Consider the following 16,179-nt stretch of genomic DNA (forward strand, 5'->3'; position numbering starts at 1 on the left):
TGCGCCGCACACGTTCCCGCCCGCCTTCGAATTCCAGTTGAACGCGGCGCGACATCCAGGAAGCAGTTGGCCCGCGTGCAGCGGGCGGGGGCGGTCGCAAGCCCTTCGGCCCACGCCCGCCCCCGCCCGTATCACTGCCGCACCGGAGCACCACGGCTGCCCGGGCCGGTGGCCCGGGAGCAGCGGAGAGAAGTCAGTCCGCCTTGCGGGAGCGCGCCTTGAAGGCGGCCTTGCGGGCCTCCTTGGCGGCCTTCTTGTCCGGGTGCAGCCGCCCCATGGCCTCCAGGACGTCGGCGGTGGCGGGGTGGTCCACCCGCCAGGCGGTGTCGAAGAACCCGCTGTGCTGGTCGGTCAGGCTGCGGACCAGCTCGCGCAGCTCGTTCGCCGCGTCCTCCGTCGCGCTGTCCAGCTGCGCGGCGATGGTGTCCACGGTCAGCCAGAAGATCATTTCCTGGGACGGCTCGGGAATGCCGGTCGCCGCGCGCTCGGCCAGCCAGACCCGGGCCAGGCCGCCCAGCTGCCGGTCGTCCAGGACCTCGCGCAGCGCGGGCTCGGCATCCGGCGAGACCAGGGAGAGCGTCTGCTGGGCGGCGAGCCGGCGCAGCGGGGCGCGCTCGTCGTCGCCGCGGGCGGCCGCGAGGAGGTCACGGGCGGCGTCCGCGGGGGTGCGGGCGGCGAGCCACTGCTCGGACTCGGCCTGGGCGAGCGTCTCGGGGTATTCGGGCAGCGCGTCGAGGAGGACGTCCGCGCCCTTGTCCGTGAGGTCGCCGACGGCCGGGGCGTGGACACCGGCGTCCAGCATCCGCGCGCGGACCGCGTAGAGACCGAGCGGGGTGAGCCGGACCAGGCCGTAGCGGGAGACGTCGGCGTCGGCCGGCGGCTCGGCGCCTGCAGTCCCTCCTGGTCCTTGGGGGAGGACCGTCTCGCCGTCCTCGTCCAGCTCCTCGATGAGGGCTTCGTCCACGGGGGTGTAGGCGACGAGCCCGATCGGCTCCAGGACCCGGAACTGGTCGTCCAGGCGCATCATCGCCTCGGAGACCTCTTCGAGGATGTCGTCGGTGGGCTCGTCCATGTCGTCCGGGACGATCATGGAGGCGGCGAGGGCGGGGAGCGGGACGTCCTGCTCGGCGCCTTCGTTCACGGCCGTGAGCAGGTAGAGGTTGCCGAGGATGCCGTCCAGCATCTCGGCCTCCTCCTCCGGGTTCCAGTCGATCGCGTCCAGGTCCAGCTCGCCGCCCTCGGCGAGCTGGTCGGCGATGTCGGAGAGGTCGGGGGCGACCGCGTCGGCGAGCACGGTCTCCATGCCGCCGAGCCAGATGTCGAGGATGTCCTGCGGGCTGCCGGACGTGAGCATGCCCAGCTCCTCGCCGGGGCGGGCGGTGCCGACCGCGGCGTCGTCGGGGAGGTCGTCGGCGTCGGCCGCCTCGTCCGCCGTTTCCTCGATCTCCACCAGGCCGGTGTCCACCGCGAGCTGCCAGGCTTCGGCGGCGTATCCGGGGCCGTCCTCGTCGGCGCTCAGCCCGAGGTGCTCGGTGGCGGCCTCCAGCGAATCCTGGAGGATCTCGCCGCCGACGCCGACCGGTACGCCCCGCTCCGCCCAGCGGGCCAGCTTGGCGGCTCGGGCCATCAGCGGCGCACTCAGCGCGTCCCGGGCCAGTTCCGCTTCGGAGTGCAGCCGCACCGGCGGCAGGGTGGGGCGGTCTGCGGACATCTGGGGCTCAGCTCCTCGAACGGACTACGGCTCGTGCGACGCCCAAGCGTAGACGGAATTCTCCGTATCTCGGGCGGTTCACCCACCCGCCCGCGCCCGATCACCCGGTGGACCTTGACAACTCCCGTGGCCACACAAGAGATTGACGCGCGTAGAGATCGCCGGGCCGCTCCGCGCCGCGCTGTTTGCCGCCCTGACGCCCGCATCCTCTTCCCCCACTTCCCAGGAGGCCCTCATGCCGTCCCGCCGTTCGCTCCGCAGACCGGCCACCGTCAGTGCGGTGGCCTGCGCCGCACTCGCCACCGGCCTGCTCACCGCGCCGCAGTCCGCCGGCGCCGCCGGCGCCAGGATCCACGACATCCAAGGCAGCACCCGCCTCTCCCCGCTCGCCGGGCAGCAGGTCAGCGACGTGCCGGGCACGGTCACCGCGGTACGGTCGTTCGGCTCCGCGCGCGGCTTCTGGGTGCAGGACCCGCATCCGGACGACAACGCCGCGACCAGCGAGGCGATCTTCGTCTTCACCGGCGGCCAGACGCCGAAGGTCGCCGTCGGTGACGCGGTCACCGTCGCGGGCAAGGTCAGCGAGTACTACCCGGGCGGCAAGGACGCCGGTCTGCAGTCCGTCACCGAGATAACCGGCGCCACGTGGACAGTTGACTCCTCCGGCGCGAAGCTGCCCGCCGCCTACCGGCTGAACGCCGCCTCCATACCGACCCGTTACGCCCCCCGCGCTGACGGCGGAAACATGGAATCGCTGCCGCTGCGCCCCCGCTCATACGCGCTGGACCGCTACGAGTCCCTGGAGGGCATGCGCGTCTCGGTGGCCGGGGCGCCGGTCGTCGGCGCGACCAACACCCATCACGAGCTGTGGGTCACCGCCGAGCCCAAGCACCACCGCACGGCCCGGGGCGGCACCCTCTACGACTCCTACAAGGACCCCAACCCCGGCCGGGTGAAGGTGGCCTCGCTGATCCCGTTCTCCGAGCGTCCCTTCCCGGTGGCCGACGTCGGCGACGAGCTGACCGGCACCACCGCGGGCCCGCTGGACTACGACAACTTCGGCGGCTACACCCTCCAGGCCACCGAGCTGGGCACGGTCACCGATCACGGGCCGGCGCCGGAGAGCACTCGCAAGCAGAAGACCGACGAGCTCGCGGTCGCCACGTACAACGTGGAGAACCTCGCGCCCACCACCCCGCAGGCCAAGTTCGACCGTCTCGCGGCGGCGCTGGTCGATCACCTCGCCGCCCCCGACGTCGTGGCGCTGGAAGAGGTGCAGGACGACAGCGGCGCCACCGACAACGGCGTGGTGACCGCGGGCGCCACCCTCAAGAAGCTCACCGACGCCATCAAGGCGGCGGGCGGCCCGGCGTACGAGTGGCGGCAGATCGACCCGGCGAACGACCAGGACGGCGGACAGCCCGGCGGCAACATCCGGGTCGCCTTCCTCTTCAACCCCGAGCGGGTCTCCTTCACCGACATCGCCGGCGGCGACGCCACCACCCCGGTGAAGGTGGTCGACGACCACGGCAAGGCCGCACTCTCCGCCTCGCCTGGCCGGATCGCGCCCGCCGACCCGGCGTGGAAGGACAGCCGCAAGCCGCTCGTCGGCCAGTTCTCGCTCAAGAGCCGCCCCGGGAGCCGGGTGTTCGTGGTCGCCAACCACTTCAACTCCAAGGGCGGCGACCAGGGCCTGGACAGCCGCTTCCAGCCGCCGGCCCGCAGCTCGGAGACCCAGCGCATCGCGCAGGCCGGGCTGGTCAACGCCTTCGTCAAGGATCTGCTGGCCAAGAACCCCCGCGCCGATGTGGTGGTCGCCGGAGACCTCAACGACTACCAGTTCTCGCCCGTGCTGAAGAAGCTGACGCAGGGCGGCGTGCTCACCGACCTCGTCGGCAGGCTGCCGCGCTCCGAGCGCTACGGCTATGTCTACAACGGCAACTCCCAGGTGCTGGACCACATGCTCACCAGCCGCCATCCGGCCCGCGCCGACTACGACATCGTGCACATCAACGCCGAGTACGCGGACCAGGCCAGCGATCACGACCCGCAGGTGCTGCGCATCCGGCCGTGACGGTGGCCTTCACTCTCCTGGCCCACCTCCGGATCGCCAACTCCCCCTGAGGGTGCGGTACTGGGCAGGTAAGCACATCGGCTCGGACAAGGGAGTCATCATGGGCAAGGGCCAGAACCGCAAGTCGGCCAAGAACCGCGGCGCCGAGCGGCGCAGCGACCGCGAGCGGAAGCCGCAGGGGACCGAGGAGTCCGCCGCCGAGCGGACCCAGGACCTCAAGCCCCGGTCGCGCAACGGCCTGACCGGCGAGTAATGGGCCTGTGACGCCCGAGCGGCCGCCGCGCCCTGCTGGACGCGGCGGCCGCTCCGCGTCGCCCTCTCCTCGTCCCCGCAACGAGCTGGTTGTAGCACTGCTTCACGGACGAGCGAGCACAACTAAGTGGGCGTGAAATGTGGGTCGGGAGCACACTCCCGGAATGGACACCGCAGCCTCGCCCATCGCGGCACCCGGCGCCCCACCACTCTTCGGGCGCACCGCAGTTGCCATGATCACGCCGTTCTCCCCGGACCGAGAGCTGGACCCGGCAGGAGCGCAGCGGCTCGCCGCGTATCTCGTGGATGACGGCGGCTGCGACGGGTTGGTGCTGAGTGGGACCACCGGGGAGTCCCGACCACCTCTGACGCCGAGAAGGAAACGCTGCTCCGGGCCGTCGTGGAGGCTGTTGGCGACCGGGCGCGCGTCACCGCCGGGGTCGGCACGAGCGACACGCGGCACAGCGTCGCCCTGGCCCGCAGCGCGGAACGGGCAGGAGCCCAGGGGCTGTTGGTGGTGACTCCGTACTACTCACGGCCCACTCAGGAATCCGTCGCGCACCACCTGAGGACGGTCGCGGACGCCACCGGACTGCCGGTGATGCTCTACGACATCCCCGCCCGCACCGGCACCGCACCGACCGCGCAGACCCTGCTGCGTCTGTCCGACCATCCCCGCATCGCGGCGGTCAAGGACTGCGGATACGACCTGCTGAAGTCGGCGAAGGTCCTGGCAGCAACCGGCCTGGCCTACTACGCGGGATGCGACGAGCAGATCTTGCCGCTCCGCGCGATCGGCGGCACCGGCTGCGTCACCACCACCGGCAATGTCGCGCCCCGTGCGGTGCGTTCCGTGCAGGACGCCTACGACGCCGGAGCCACCTGCGAAGCCGCCCGGCGCCATCTGGATCTGGTGCCCCTCTTCGAGGCGGTCACCGGTTCGCAAGCTCCGGGCGCGGTCACCGTGAAGGCGCTGCTGAACCACCTGGAACTGCCGGCGGGACCGGTCCGCGGGCCGCTCCTGGACGCAGGCCCCCAGCTCACCACCCGGCTGACGGAGGCGCTGTGGAGGACCCGGGTCCGGTCTGCGGCGGCGCCTGCCGCGGCGGTCCCTGGGTAGCGGGGAACTGCGCCGGCGGCGGCCCGAACCCGCCCTGCCCGTGCGGCCCGGCGGCCTGCAGCCCCTCGCCTTCCCCGGGGCCGGCGGCCTGCGGCTGCTCCTCGGGCAGCAGGTCCCTGACCAGCAGCGTCGCTCCGGCGACCGCGCCGGGCATCAGGAGCACCGCGACGAACGGGACGAGGAAGAGCAGCACGATCGGCGTGCCGAAGCCTACGGCGAGCGCCTTGCGGCCGCGCAGCAGCCGCAGCCGCTCACGGACGGGGATGTCCCGGCGCTGCATCGCCACCGACGTCAGCTCCACGGCGAGGAAGAAGCCGGAGACGCAGAAGCCGATCACGGGGACGACGGTCTGCCCGAGGAACGGCACGAATCCGAGGGCGAAGAGCAGGATGCCGAAGCCGACGGCGCGCAGCAGCACATGGACGCTGTCGCGCAGGGCGATCCAGATCTCCTGCCACAGCGGCCGGTCCGGGCTCGGCGGGCAGAACCCCTCGGACTCCTCGACCTTCTCCGACAACGACTCGTAGAACGGGTCGCCGATCAGGAGGGTGACGGCCGTGAAGGTGAGGACGGACAGCATCAGCCCGCCGGCGAACAACAGCGCCACGAACAGGCCGCGCAGCAGCCCCTGCCAGGGCGAGCCCCAGTCGTCGGCGAACGGCGTGGCCCAGGCGGCGATGTCACCGGACCAGAAGGCCAGCGCGGTGAGCACCGCGGCGTAGAGGACCAGGGTGATCAGCGCGGGAATCAACCCGAAGCCCCACCACCGGCCGTGCCCGGCGACCCACCGCTGGCCCTTGCCCAGATACCGCAGCCCCGCTGCAAGATCACGCATGGCCCAAGCCTAGCGGCGCGCCGCACGGCCGGTGACACGGCCATGCCAGTTTCCCGGTGTCCGTCACGGCTCCCCGGTCAGCCGCGCCCAGCGCCCCTGCAACCGGTCGAGCCTGGCCTGCATCAACGCGGGTTCGGTGGCCGGACGGGGCACCGAACGGGATGCGGGCCCTTCGCCCGGCTCCCGGCGGTGCCCGGCCACCACCCGCAGCCGGCCGCCACCGACCCGGGCGAACTCCGCGAAGGCCATATGCCCCCGCCCCGCCGCACAGCTCCCGCACGCGCCGGTCAGCGCCCGCCAGCCGGTACGGCCCCAGCCCGCGTCCACGAAGACCTCCGCCGGAAGACCGCAGCCGCACGGGCCGACGCGTGCCACCCGCACCCGCTGGCGTGCGTAGCGCATGCCTCGCTCGAAACGGATGTACGCACCGAGCACCGTGACCTCGAGGAGCGTCGCCCGCCGGTGCGCGCCCGCACAGGTCAGGGCGAGGGTGTCGGAGAGTGCGTGCAGGCAGTGGAAGCCGCAGTCGCAGCGCAGAGCGGGGCTGCGGTGCCGGCGGCCGTAGACGCACCTCGCCTCGTCCAGTACCCCGTACGGCAGCGCGCCGCCGATCGACACCCCCGCGAAACCGACCCGACCGTCGTCATGGGAGACCACCGGGTGGGCGAGCTTGTACCCGCGCGGCGGCTCGGCCGGGCGCTCCTGCGGCAGTCGCAGCCTCCTCATCGGCCGGCCGGCACCCCGGCGCCGAGCCGCAGCACGGCATCGGCGACGGCCTCGGCGGCGTCGGTGGCGTCGGTGGCGTCGGTGGCCACCGACCGCGCCGCGTCCCGCTCCGGCTCGCCGGCCGCCTCGGCCCGGAGCGGTGGGCCGACCGCTTCCCGCTCCTCAGCGATGCCGACAGCGAGCGGTTTGCCCAGCCTCATGACGCCTCCCGGTACGGTGCGTTGGACTTCGTGCACGCCATGGTGGCCCACCGGCAGCGGCCTTGGCACCAGCGCAAACCGGCCCCCGCTTCCGCGCCCCGGGCGCACTCCGGTCCGCGCCCGCGCACCCGCGGAGCCACTCGCTGCGCCCTTTCACCGCGTCCCTCACCGGGCACGCCAACGGCCCGGCGGGTCTCCCCACCGGGCCGTTGGCGCACCGTGCCCGCGCCGGTCCCACGGGACCGGCGCGCTCAGCGGTGACCGCTCAGTTGTGGCTGTGCAGGATCTCGTTGAGACCGCCCCAGACCGCCTTGTTCGGCCGGGCCTCGACGGCGCCGGTGGTCGAGTTGCGACGGAAGAGGATGTTGTCGGCGCCGGACAGCTCCAGCGCCTTGACGACCTGGCCGTCCGGCAGCGTCACGCGGGTGCCGGCGGTCACGTACAGGCCCGCCTCCACCACGCATTCGTCGCCCAGCGCGATGCCGATGCCCGACTCGGCGCCCAGCAGGCAGCGCTCGCCGATGGCGATGATCTGCTTGCCACCACCGGACAGGGTGCCCATGGTGGACGCGCCGCCACCGACATCGGAGCCGTCACCGACGACGACGCCCGCGCTGATGCGGCCCTCGACCATGGAGGTACCCAGGGTGCCGGCGTTGAAGTTGACGAAGCCCTCGTGCATGACGGTGGTGCCGGCGGCGAGGTGCGCGCCCAGCCGCACCCGGTCGGCGTCCGCGATCCGCACACCGGCGGGCGCGACGTAGTCGGTCATCCGCGGGAACTTGTCGACGCTGGTGACCTGGAGGTGCAGCCCCTCGGCGCGGGCGTTCAGGCGCACCTTCTCCAGCTGGTCGACGGCCACCGGGCCGAGCGAGGTCCAGGCGACGTTCGACAGCAGGCCGAAGACGCCCTCCAGGTTCTGCCCGTGCGGCTTGACCAGCCGGTGGCTGAGCAGGTGGAGGCGCAGGTAGGCGTCGTGCGCGTCCAGCGGCTTGTCGTCCAGGGAGGCGATGACCGTGCGGACGGCCACGACCTCCACGTCGCGGACCGGGTCCGGGCCGATCGCCTTCAGCGAGGCGGCGCCCAGGAGCTCGGTGGCGCGCTCGTCGGTCAGCACCTCGGTGCCGGCCGGGCCAGGGGCCTCGGCGGTCGCAGCGACCAGCTCAGGGGCCGGGAACCAGGTGTCGAGAACAGCACCGTCGGACGTGACGGTGGCGAGCCCGGCGGCGACGGCGCCGGTCTGGAGACGGGAAGAAGCAGCATCGGTCATGTTCGAAACCTAACCGGAGGGTGCCCGCCGAGGCGAACCGGTCTCAGCGATCAGACCGGCCCGCACCGCCCGCCGCACCGGCCCCGCCCCCGGCCGCGTGCGAGGTCAGCCCAGGATCCCGGCCAACCCCGCCCGTACCGTGGCGGGTTGGAACGGCTGGCCGGTGAGCAGGTGCTGGAGGAGCAGCCCGTCGGCGAACGCCACCACCGCCCGCGCCGTCGGCTCATCGCCGATGCGCCGGCCGAGCAGCCGCACCATCTCGTCCAGGCAGGCGGCGGCGATCGGCCGCACCGCCTCGCGGCGCAACGCCGCCAGATACAGCTCGTACTCCAGCTCCACCCGGCCACGGTCGCCGGCAAGGGTGTCCTCGACCAGCCGGGTGACCTCGTCGGCCAGCGGCGCCGCCAGGTCGATGCCGTCCACCCAGCGGGCGAAGTCGGTCATCCACTCGCCGTTGACCTGCTGCAACGCGGCGACCAGCAGATCGTCCAGCGTCGCGAAGTGGTAGGTCGTCGAGCCCAGCGGCACATCCGCGGCCGCGGCCACGGCGCGGTGCCCAAGGCCCGCGATCCCCCGTTCGCCGACCACCGCGATCGCCGCGTCGATGATCCGCTGCCGGCGGTCGGGGTCGTAGCGGCGGGCCATCAGTGCGCACCGCCCAGATTCAGCACCACGACGCCGGCCACGACCAGCACCAGCCCGAGGATCTTCAGGGCGGACGCGCTCTCCCCCATGAAGATCATGCCGATCGCCGCGACGAGGGCCGTGCCGGCTCCGGCCCAGATCGCGTAGGCGGTGCCGATGTTCATCGCCTTGAGCGTCTGCGCCAGCAGGGCGAAGGCCACGAGGTAGCCCGCCGCGGTGCCCAGCGACGGCCACAGCCTGGAGAAGCCGTCGCTGTACTTCATCGCCGTGGTGGCGAGGACCTCGGACAAGATCGCGCCGGCCAGCGTCACATAGACCATGCGTACGAGCGTACACAACGTTGCGTACGCCCGTACACAAGGCCGTGCGTGGCCTGCGCAAGGGAGGGGCGCCGCCCCGGCGCGGCCGAGGCGCCGAGGGCGATGGGCATGCAGGGCGAGCCGACACGTCGAAACGGCCATATCCGCCAGGGAGTGCCTGGCGGATATGACCGTTTCGACGCGGCCGGGACGTCTCCCGAAGGAGGCCCCGAGCCGCGGTCAGACGTTGAAGCCCAGCGCGCGCAGCTGCTCGCGGCCGTCGTCGGTGATCTTGTCCGGGCCCCACGGGGGCATCCAGACCCAGTTGATCTTCAGTTCATTGACGATGCCGTCCGTGGCGGACTTCGCCTGGTCCTCGATGACGTCGGTCAGCGGGCAGGCCGCGGAGGTCAGCGTCATGTCGATGGTGGCGATGTTGGCGTCGTCGACGTGGATGCCGTAGATCAGCCCCAGGTTGACGACGTCGATGCCCAGCTCGGGGTCGACGACGTCGTAGAGCGCCTCGCGGACCTCTTCCTCCGAGGCCGGCTTGGTGCTCGTGATCGTATTCTCGGGGGTGTCGGTCATGCGGTCTTCGCCTCCTCGGAGAGAGCCTTGGCCGTGGCGTCCTTCCAGGCCATCCAGCTGAGCAGGGCGCACTTCACACGCGCCGGGTACTTCGAGACACCGGCGAACGCGACCGCGTCCTCCAGCACCTCTTCCATCGCGTCGTCCGGTTCGAGCTGCCCCTTGGACTGCATCAGCTCCAGGAACGTCTCCTGGATCTTCTGGGCGTCGCCGAGCTGCTTGCCCACCAGCAGCTCGTTGAGCACCGACGCGCTGGCCTGGCTGATGGAGCAGCCCTGCCCCTCGTAGGACACATCCTCAATGGTCGCGCCGTCGAGCCGCACGCGCAGCGTGATCTCGTCACCGCAGGTGGGGTTGACGTGGTGCACCTCGGCGTCGCCGTCCCGAAGACCGCGCCCGTGCGGGTGCTTGTAGTGGTCCAGGATGACGTCCTGGTACATGGAATCCAGCTTCACGGCTCAGTCAGTCCTCGTCCTCATCCGAAGAAGTTGCGGACGTGCTCCAGGCCCTCGACCAAGGCATCGACCTCGCCGGGGGTGGAGTACAGATAGAACGACGCTCGGGTGGTCGCAGGAATTCCGAACCGCAGGCAGACCGGCCGCGCGCAGTGGTGGCCGACCCGGACCGCGATGCCCTGCTCGTCGAGGACCTGGCCGACGTCGTGCGGATGGATGTCGCCGAGCGTGAAGGAGATCGTCGCCCCGCGGTCCTCGGCCGAGCTGGGACCGATGATGCGCAGGTCGGGCACCTCGAGCAGCCGCTTGACGGCGTACTCGGTGATCGCGTGCTCATGCGCGGCGATCTTGTCCATACCGATCGAGGAGAGGTAGTCCACGGCCGCGCCGAGGCCGACGGCCTGGGCGATCGGGGGCGTACCTGCCTCGAACTTGTGCGGCGCGGGCGCGTAGGTCGAGGAGTGCATCGACACCGTCTCGATCATCTCGCCGCCACCAAGGAACGGCGGGAGGTCCTCCAGCAGCTCCTGGCGGCCCCACAGGACACCGATACCGGTCGGGCCGCACATCTTGTGGCCGGTGAAGGCGACGAAGTCGGCCTGCAGCGCCTGGACGTCCAGCACCATGTGCGGGGCGGCCTGGGAGGCGTCGATGCAGACCAGCGCACCGACCTCCTGCGCACGGCGGATGATCGTCTCGACCGGGTTGACCGTGCCCATGATGTTGGAGACCAGCGTGAAGGAGACGATCTTCGTCTTCTCGGTGATGATCTCGTCGATGTTGGACAGGTCGAGACGGCCGTCGTCGGTGATGCCGAACCACTTCAGCTTCGCACCGGTGCGCTGCGAGAGCAGCTGCCACGGAACGATGTTGGAGTGGTGCTCCATCTCCGAGATGACGATCTCGGTCTCGTGGTCCACGCGGTAGGGCTCATCGGCCCAGCCGAGCATGTTCGCCACGAGGTTGAGCGACTCGGAGGCGTTCTTGGTGAAGATCACCTCATCGCGGCTCGGTGCGTTGATGAACGCGGCGACCTTGTCACGGGCGCCTTCGTACAGCGCCGTGGCCTCCTCCGCGAGCACGTGCACGCCGCGATGGACGTTGGCGTTGTGCCGCTCGTAGTACTCGTTCAGCGCGTCGAGGACCTGGCGCGGCTTCTGCGAAGTCGCCGCGTTGTCCAGGTACACGACCTTCTTCCCGTCGTGGACCACACGATCCAGCAGGGGGAAGTCCTTACGGATCGCCTCTGTGTCGAGGAGGCCCGGCATCTGTGTCACGCGGTCGCCCCACCCTTCGTGTAGGCCTCGTAGCCCTCGGCCTCCAGCTTGTCGGCGAGCTCGGCGCCACCGGATTCGGCGATGCGGCCGTTCGCGAACACGTGGACGTGGTCGGGCTTGATGTAGCGCAGGATGCGCGTGTAGTGGGTGATCAGCAGGGTGCCGACCTCGCCGGTCTCGCGGACGCGGTTGACGCCCTCGGAGACGGTGCGCAGCGCGTCGACGTCCAGGCCGGAGTCGGTCTCGTCGAGGATCGCGATCTTCGGCTTGAGCAGCTCCAGCTGGAGGATCTCGTGGCGCTTCTTCTCACCGCCGGAGAAGCCCTCGTTGACGTTGCGCTCGGCGAACGCCGGGTCCATGGAGAGACGCTCCATGGCCTCCTTGACCTCCTTGACCCACAGCCGCAGCTTGGGGGCCTCACCGCGGATCGCCGTCGCCGACGTGCGCAGGAAGTTGGAGACGGAGACGCCGGGCACCTCGACCGGGTACTGCATGGCGAGGAAGACGCCGGCACGGGCGCGCTCGTCGACGGACATCTCCAGGACGTCCTCGCCGTCGAGGGTGACGGTGCCGCCGGTGATCGTGTACTTGGGGTGACCCGCGAGCGAGTAGGCGAGGGTGGACTTGCCGGAGCCGTTGGGGCCCATGATGGCGTGCGTCTCGCCCTGCTTCACGGTCAGGTCGACGCCCTTCAGGATCTCGCGGGGGCCGTTCTCGGCCTCGACGGAGACGTGCAGGTCGTGGATCTCAAGCGTTGCCATGGGGAACTCAGGACTCCTGGGTGACGGAGACGAGCACGTCGTCCCCTTCGATCTTTACGGGGTATACGGGGACGGGGCGCGTCGCGGGAAGGCCGGACGGCTTGCCGGTGCGCAGGTCGAAGCTCGATCCGTGCAGCCAGCACTCGATCGAACAGTCCTCGACCTCGCCCTCCGAGAGGGAGACGTTCGCGTGCGAGCAGATGTCGTTGATCGCGAACACCTCGCCCTCGGTGCGGACCAGGGAAATCGGCGTGCCGTCGAGTTCCACCCTCTTGGGGGTGTCCTCCTCCAGCTCGCTGAGCGCCGCTGCGCGTACGTACGTCATGCGGCGGACGCTTCCAGCTCGGCCTCGATCTTGCTCATCAGACGCTCTTCGACGTCCGGGAGGCCGATCTGCTGCACCAGCTCGGCGAAGAAGCCGCGGACGACCAGTCGGCGGGCCTCGTCGGCCGGGATGCCGCGGGCCATCAGGTAGAACAGCTGCTCGTCGTCGAAGCGGCCGGTCGCCGAGGCGTGGCCGGCGCCGACGATCTCGCCGGTCTCGATCTCCAGGTTGGGGACCGAGTCGACCCGCGCGCCGTCGGTGAGGACGAGGTTGCGGTTGAGCTCGTAGGTGTCCGTGCCGGTCGCGGACGCCTGGATCAGGACGTCGCCGATCCAGACGGCGTGTGCGTCCTGGCCCTGCAGCGCACCCTTGTACGTGACGTGCGAGCGGCAGTTCGGGGCCTCGTGGTCGACCATGAGGCGGTGCTCCTGGTGCTGACCCTGCTCGGTGAAGTAGAGGCCGTAGAGCTCGGCCTCGCCGCCGGGGCCCGCGTAGTTGACGCGCGGGTGCAGCCGGACGACGTCTCCGCCGAAGGTGACGACCACGGACTTGAAGGTGGCGTCGCGGCCGACCAGGGCGTTGTGCTGGCCGACGTGGACCGCCTTGTCGTCCCAGTCCTGAACGGAGACGACGGTCAGCTTGGCGCCGTCACCGAGGAGGAAGTCGACGTTGGCGGCCAGGACCGCGTCACCGGTGTGATCGATGACGACGACCGCCTCGGCGAACGCGCCGAGCTCGATGACCTGGTGGCCGAAGGCCGTACCGCCCTCGCCGTGCACAGCGATCCGGATCGGCTCGTCGAGCACGGTGTCCTTGGGGACCGAGACGACCGAGGCCTTCTCGAAGGTGCTGTACGCCTGCGCGGCGACGCGGTCCACCGGCTTGCCGGCCTTGCCGACGCGCGGGTCGGCACGGTCCACCAGCTCGTGGGTGACGCCCTCCGGCGCCGTGATGTCGATCTTCAGATCGGCGCCGCCCGCGACGGCGGTGCCGTCGTGCAGGCCCCGCAGGCGCGCGAGGGGGGTGAAACGCCACTCCTCCTCGCGGCCGTGCGGCACGGGGAAGTCCGCCACGTCATAGGACGGCGGGGCGCTCATCCGTGTGGCGACGGTGGACTCCGCGGCCACCGCGATGGAGCCGGTGGTCGTGGAACCCGCCGATGGGGGTCCCCCCGCTCGAGCGGAGCCGAGAGTGGGGGAGTTCTGAGCCTCAGCCATGGCTGTCGTCGTGCTCGCTTTCTGCAATCAGGGAGTCGGTCGCTGCGTGGGGCCGGGTCAGCCGACCGAGCCTTCCATCTGCAGCTCGATCAGCCGGTTCAGCTCCAGCGCGTACTCCATGGGCAGCTCACGGGCGATCGGCTCGACAAAGCCGCGCACGATCATCGCCATGGCTTCGAACTCCGTCAGGCCTCGGGCCATCAGGTAGAAGAGCTGGTCCTCGCTGACCTTGGAGACGGTCGCCTCGTGACCCATGGACACGTCGTCCTCGCGGACGTCGACATACGGGTAGGTGTCCGACCGGGAGATGGTGTCGACCAGCAGGGCGTCGCAGAGCACGTTGGACTTGGAGCCCGCCGCGCCCTCACCGATCTCGACCAGACCGCGGTAGGAGGTCCGGCCACCGCCTCGCGCCACCGACTTGGAGACGATGTTGGAGGAGGTGTTCGGCGCCATGTGGACCATCTTGGAGCCGGCATCCTGGTGCTGGCCCTCACCCGCGAAGGCGATGGAGAGGGTCTCACCCTTGGCGTGCTCGCCCATGAGGTAGACGGCCGGGTACTTCATGGTCACCTTGGAGCCGAGGTTGCCGTCGACCCACTCCATGGTCGCGCCCTCGTAGGCGACGGCGCGCTTGGTGACCAGGTTGTAGACGTTGTTCGACCAGTTCTGGATGGTCGTGTAGCGGCAGCGGCCGCCCTTCTTCACGATGATCTCGACGACCGCGGAGTGCAGCGAGTCCGACTTGTAGATCGGCGCGGTGCAGCCCTCGACGTAGTGGACGTAGGCGTCCTCGTCGACGATGATCAGCGTCCGCTCGAACTGGCCCATGTTCTCGGTGTTGATCCGGAAGTAGGCCTGCAGCGGGATGTCGACGTGGACACCCTTGGGGACGTAGATGAACGACCCGCCGGACCACACCGCGGTGTTCAGCGACGCGAACTTGTTGTCGCCGACCGGGATGACCGTGCCGAAGTACTCCTGGAAGAGCTCCGGGTGCTCCTTCAGCGCGGTGTCGGTGTCCAGGAAGAGAACGCCCTGCTCCTCCAGGTCCTCACGGATCTGGTGGTAGACGACCTCGGACTCGTACTGCGCGGCGACACCGGCGACCAGGCGCTGCTTCTCCGCCTCGGGGATGCCGAGCTTGTCGTAGGTGTTCTTGATGTCCTCGGGCAGGTCCTCCCAGGAGGCGGCCTGCTGCTCGGTGGAGCGGACGAAGTACTTGATGTTGTCGAAGTCGATGCCCGACAGGTCCGATCCCCAGTTGGGCATGGGCTTCTTGTCGAACAGCTTCAGACCCTTGAGGCGGAGCTTGAGCATCCACTCGGGCTCGTTCTTCTTCGCCGAGATGTCGCGGACGACGGCCTCGGAGATTCCGCGCTTCGCCGAGGCGCCGGCCACGTCGGAGTCGGCCCAGCCGTATTCGTACTTGCCCAGACCCTCGAGCTCGGGGTGAGCAGTCTCCGTGGGGAGCGTCATGCGGGGTTCCTCCCGGCCGTGCTTGCAGATGCTTTGGTGGTCTTGGTGTTCTTCGGCGCAGTGGTGCTGTGAGCGGCCCCGCCGGCCTTCGGGATGAAGGTGGTGCACACCCCGTCGCCGTGGGCGATGGTGGCGAGTCGCTGTACGTGGGTCCCCAGCAGACGGGAGAAGACCTCGGTCTCCGCCTCGCACAACTGCGGATACTGCTCGGCGACGTGGGCGACCGGGCAGTGGTGCTGGCAGAGCTGTTCACCGAGCTGGGAATTGGGCGCGCTGCGCGCCGTAGCAGCGTACCCGTCCGCGGTCAATGCCTCGGCAAGGGCCCTGGTGCGGGCCTCGGGCTCGGCGGTCTCCACCGCCTGGCGGTAGCCCTCGGCCTGTTCGGCGAGCCGGGCGCGCGCGAAGGCGGCGACCGCGGCCTCGCCCATCTCGCCGCCGCCCGCGGTCTGCGCGATCCAGCGCAGTGCGTCGGAGGCCAGCTGGTCGTAGGACTGGTCGAAGGCGTCCCGACCGCAGTCGGTGAGTGCGAAGGCCTTGGCCGGGCGACCGCGCGTGCGCGCTCCGTAGACCCGCTGCTCGCGGGGCTCCACGACGCCCTCAGCGGCCAGCGCGTCGAGGTGACGGCGGACGGCCGCCTGGGTCAGCTCCAGGCGAAGGGCGAGCTCGGCCGCGGTGGACGGACCGTGGTCGAGAATGGAGCGGGCGACCCGGTTGCGGGTGCCCTGCTGCTCGTCGTGCGGCGACGGGGCGGTGTGACCGGCCCGTGCGGTGTGCACGGTCTGCTCGGGCGCGGAGGCGGCCGGCCCGGTGGTCGTCTCGACCACGGGCCCTTCCTGATCCTCGCTCGCGTATTTCACAACGTCATTGTTGCGTAATTCCTCGGAGCGATACAACCCTCGTCCGGATCACGGACTGGTGGCCTCGATCACTAAGGGTGACCTAATC

17 protein-coding genes and 1 pseudogene are annotated in these 16,179 nt (G+C 70.6%); 3 read left to right on the forward strand and 15 right to left on the reverse strand.

Translation table 11 applies throughout. The features are described 5' to 3' along the window. Positions 1–193: 193 nt before the first annotated feature. Positions 194–1,711, reverse strand: a complete 1,518-nt coding sequence (locus ACGFZW_RS27610; protein WP_393895931.1) for a hypothetical protein — start codon at positions 1,709–1,711, stop codon at positions 194–196. 235 nt (positions 1,712–1,946) lie between these two features. On the opposite strand from ACGFZW_RS27610, the gene ACGFZW_RS27615 reads away from it, so the two are divergent. The 3 genes and pseudogenes from ACGFZW_RS27615 (at position 1,947) to dapA (ending at position 5,157) form a co-directional block, all read left to right on the forward strand. Continuing rightward, positions 1,947–3,785: an endonuclease/exonuclease/phosphatase family protein gene (locus ACGFZW_RS27615; protein WP_393895932.1), complete on the forward strand. Its 1,839-nt coding sequence runs from the start codon at positions 1,947–1,949 to the stop codon at positions 3,783–3,785. A 100-nt stretch (positions 3,786–3,885) separates the two neighbouring features. Continuing rightward, positions 3,886–4,038, forward strand: a complete 153-nt coding sequence (locus ACGFZW_RS27620; RefSeq protein ID WP_393895933.1) for a hypothetical protein — start codon at positions 3,886–3,888, stop codon at positions 4,036–4,038. A 163-nt stretch (positions 4,039–4,201) separates the two neighbouring features. Further along, positions 4,202–5,157 (forward strand): annotated as a pseudogene (gene dapA, locus ACGFZW_RS27625) (4-hydroxy-tetrahydrodipicolinate synthase). Here dapA and ACGFZW_RS27630 read toward each other — a convergent pair. The 14 genes from ACGFZW_RS27630 to ACGFZW_RS27695 all read right to left on the reverse strand — a co-directional run bounded on the left by ACGFZW_RS27630 (position 5,078) and on the right by ACGFZW_RS27695 (position 16,091). Continuing rightward, the gene (locus ACGFZW_RS27630; protein ID WP_393895934.1) at positions 5,078–5,992 is read right to left on the reverse strand and encodes an EI24 domain-containing protein; all 915 of its coding nucleotides are present in this window, start codon (positions 5,990–5,992) and stop codon (positions 5,078–5,080) included. The pseudogene dapA and the gene ACGFZW_RS27630 sit on opposite strands and share 80 nt — an antisense overlap. Positions 5,993–6,055: 63 nt before the next feature. After that, positions 6,056–6,718, reverse strand: a complete 663-nt coding sequence (locus tag ACGFZW_RS27635) for a hypothetical protein (protein WP_393895935.1) — start codon at positions 6,716–6,718, stop codon at positions 6,056–6,058. Continuing rightward, positions 6,715–6,918, reverse strand: a complete 204-nt coding sequence (locus ACGFZW_RS27640; protein ID WP_393895936.1) for a hypothetical protein — start codon at positions 6,916–6,918, stop codon at positions 6,715–6,717. The genes ACGFZW_RS27635 and ACGFZW_RS27640 overlap by 4 nt, the downstream gene beginning before the upstream one ends. A 265-nt stretch (positions 6,919–7,183) precedes the next feature. After that, positions 7,184–8,188, reverse strand: a complete 1,005-nt coding sequence (gene dapD, locus ACGFZW_RS27645; RefSeq protein WP_393895937.1) for a 2,3,4,5-tetrahydropyridine-2,6-dicarboxylate N-succinyltransferase — start codon at positions 8,186–8,188, stop codon at positions 7,184–7,186. A 105-nt stretch (positions 8,189–8,293) separates the two neighbouring features. Then, positions 8,294–8,833 carry a TetR/AcrR family transcriptional regulator gene (locus ACGFZW_RS27650; protein WP_393895938.1) on the reverse strand — a complete coding sequence of 180 codons (540 nt, stop codon included), beginning with the start codon at positions 8,831–8,833 and terminating at the stop codon, positions 8,294–8,296. Further along, positions 8,833–9,153: a DMT family transporter gene (locus tag ACGFZW_RS27655; RefSeq protein ID WP_393895939.1), complete on the reverse strand. Its 321-nt coding sequence runs from the start codon at positions 9,151–9,153 to the stop codon at positions 8,833–8,835. Before ACGFZW_RS27655 ends, ACGFZW_RS27650 begins: the two co-directional genes overlap by 1 nt. 219 nt (positions 9,154–9,372) lie before the next feature. Continuing rightward, positions 9,373–9,720, reverse strand: coding sequence for a metal-sulfur cluster assembly factor (locus ACGFZW_RS27660; protein WP_393895940.1), 348 nt, complete (start codon positions 9,718–9,720; stop codon positions 9,373–9,375). Further along, complete coding sequence (gene sufU / locus ACGFZW_RS27665) at positions 9,717–10,175, reverse strand: Fe-S cluster assembly sulfur transfer protein SufU (protein ID WP_393549675.1); 459 nt, start codon at positions 10,173–10,175, stop codon at positions 9,717–9,719. The genes ACGFZW_RS27660 and sufU overlap by 4 nt, the downstream gene beginning before the upstream one ends. Positions 10,176–10,195: 20 nt before the next feature. Beyond that, the gene (locus ACGFZW_RS27670) at positions 10,196–11,452 is read right to left on the reverse strand and encodes a cysteine desulfurase (protein ID WP_393895941.1); all 1,257 of its coding nucleotides are present in this window, start codon (positions 11,450–11,452) and stop codon (positions 10,196–10,198) included. Then, a complete protein-coding gene (gene sufC, locus ACGFZW_RS27675) occupies positions 11,449–12,213 on the reverse strand; it encodes a Fe-S cluster assembly ATPase SufC (protein ID WP_393895942.1) in 765 nt (254 codons plus the stop codon). Before sufC ends, ACGFZW_RS27670 begins: the two co-directional genes overlap by 4 nt. Before the next feature lie 7 nt (positions 12,214–12,220). Continuing rightward, a complete protein-coding gene (locus ACGFZW_RS27680; RefSeq protein ID WP_326621575.1) occupies positions 12,221–12,538 on the reverse strand; it encodes a non-heme iron oxygenase ferredoxin subunit in 318 nt (105 codons plus the stop codon). After that, positions 12,535–13,755 carry a Fe-S cluster assembly protein SufD gene (sufD, locus tag ACGFZW_RS27685; RefSeq protein ID WP_393895943.1) on the reverse strand — a complete coding sequence of 407 codons (1,221 nt, stop codon included), beginning with the start codon at positions 13,753–13,755 and terminating at the stop codon, positions 12,535–12,537. Before sufD ends, ACGFZW_RS27680 begins: the two co-directional genes overlap by 4 nt. A gap of 57 nt (positions 13,756–13,812) precedes the next feature. Next, a complete protein-coding gene (gene sufB / locus ACGFZW_RS27690; protein ID WP_393895944.1) occupies positions 13,813–15,234 on the reverse strand; it encodes a Fe-S cluster assembly protein SufB in 1,422 nt (473 codons plus the stop codon). Continuing rightward, positions 15,231–16,091 carry a helix-turn-helix transcriptional regulator gene (locus tag ACGFZW_RS27695; RefSeq protein WP_393895945.1) on the reverse strand — a complete coding sequence of 287 codons (861 nt, stop codon included), beginning with the start codon at positions 16,089–16,091 and terminating at the stop codon, positions 15,231–15,233. Before ACGFZW_RS27695 ends, sufB begins: the two co-directional genes overlap by 4 nt. Positions 16,092–16,179 lie beyond the last annotated feature (88 nt).

Source organism: Streptomyces sp. NPDC048248 (genome assembly GCF_043201875.1).
In the GTDB taxonomy this organism is placed as follows: Bacteria; Actinomycetota; Actinomycetes; order Streptomycetales; family Streptomycetaceae; genus Streptomyces.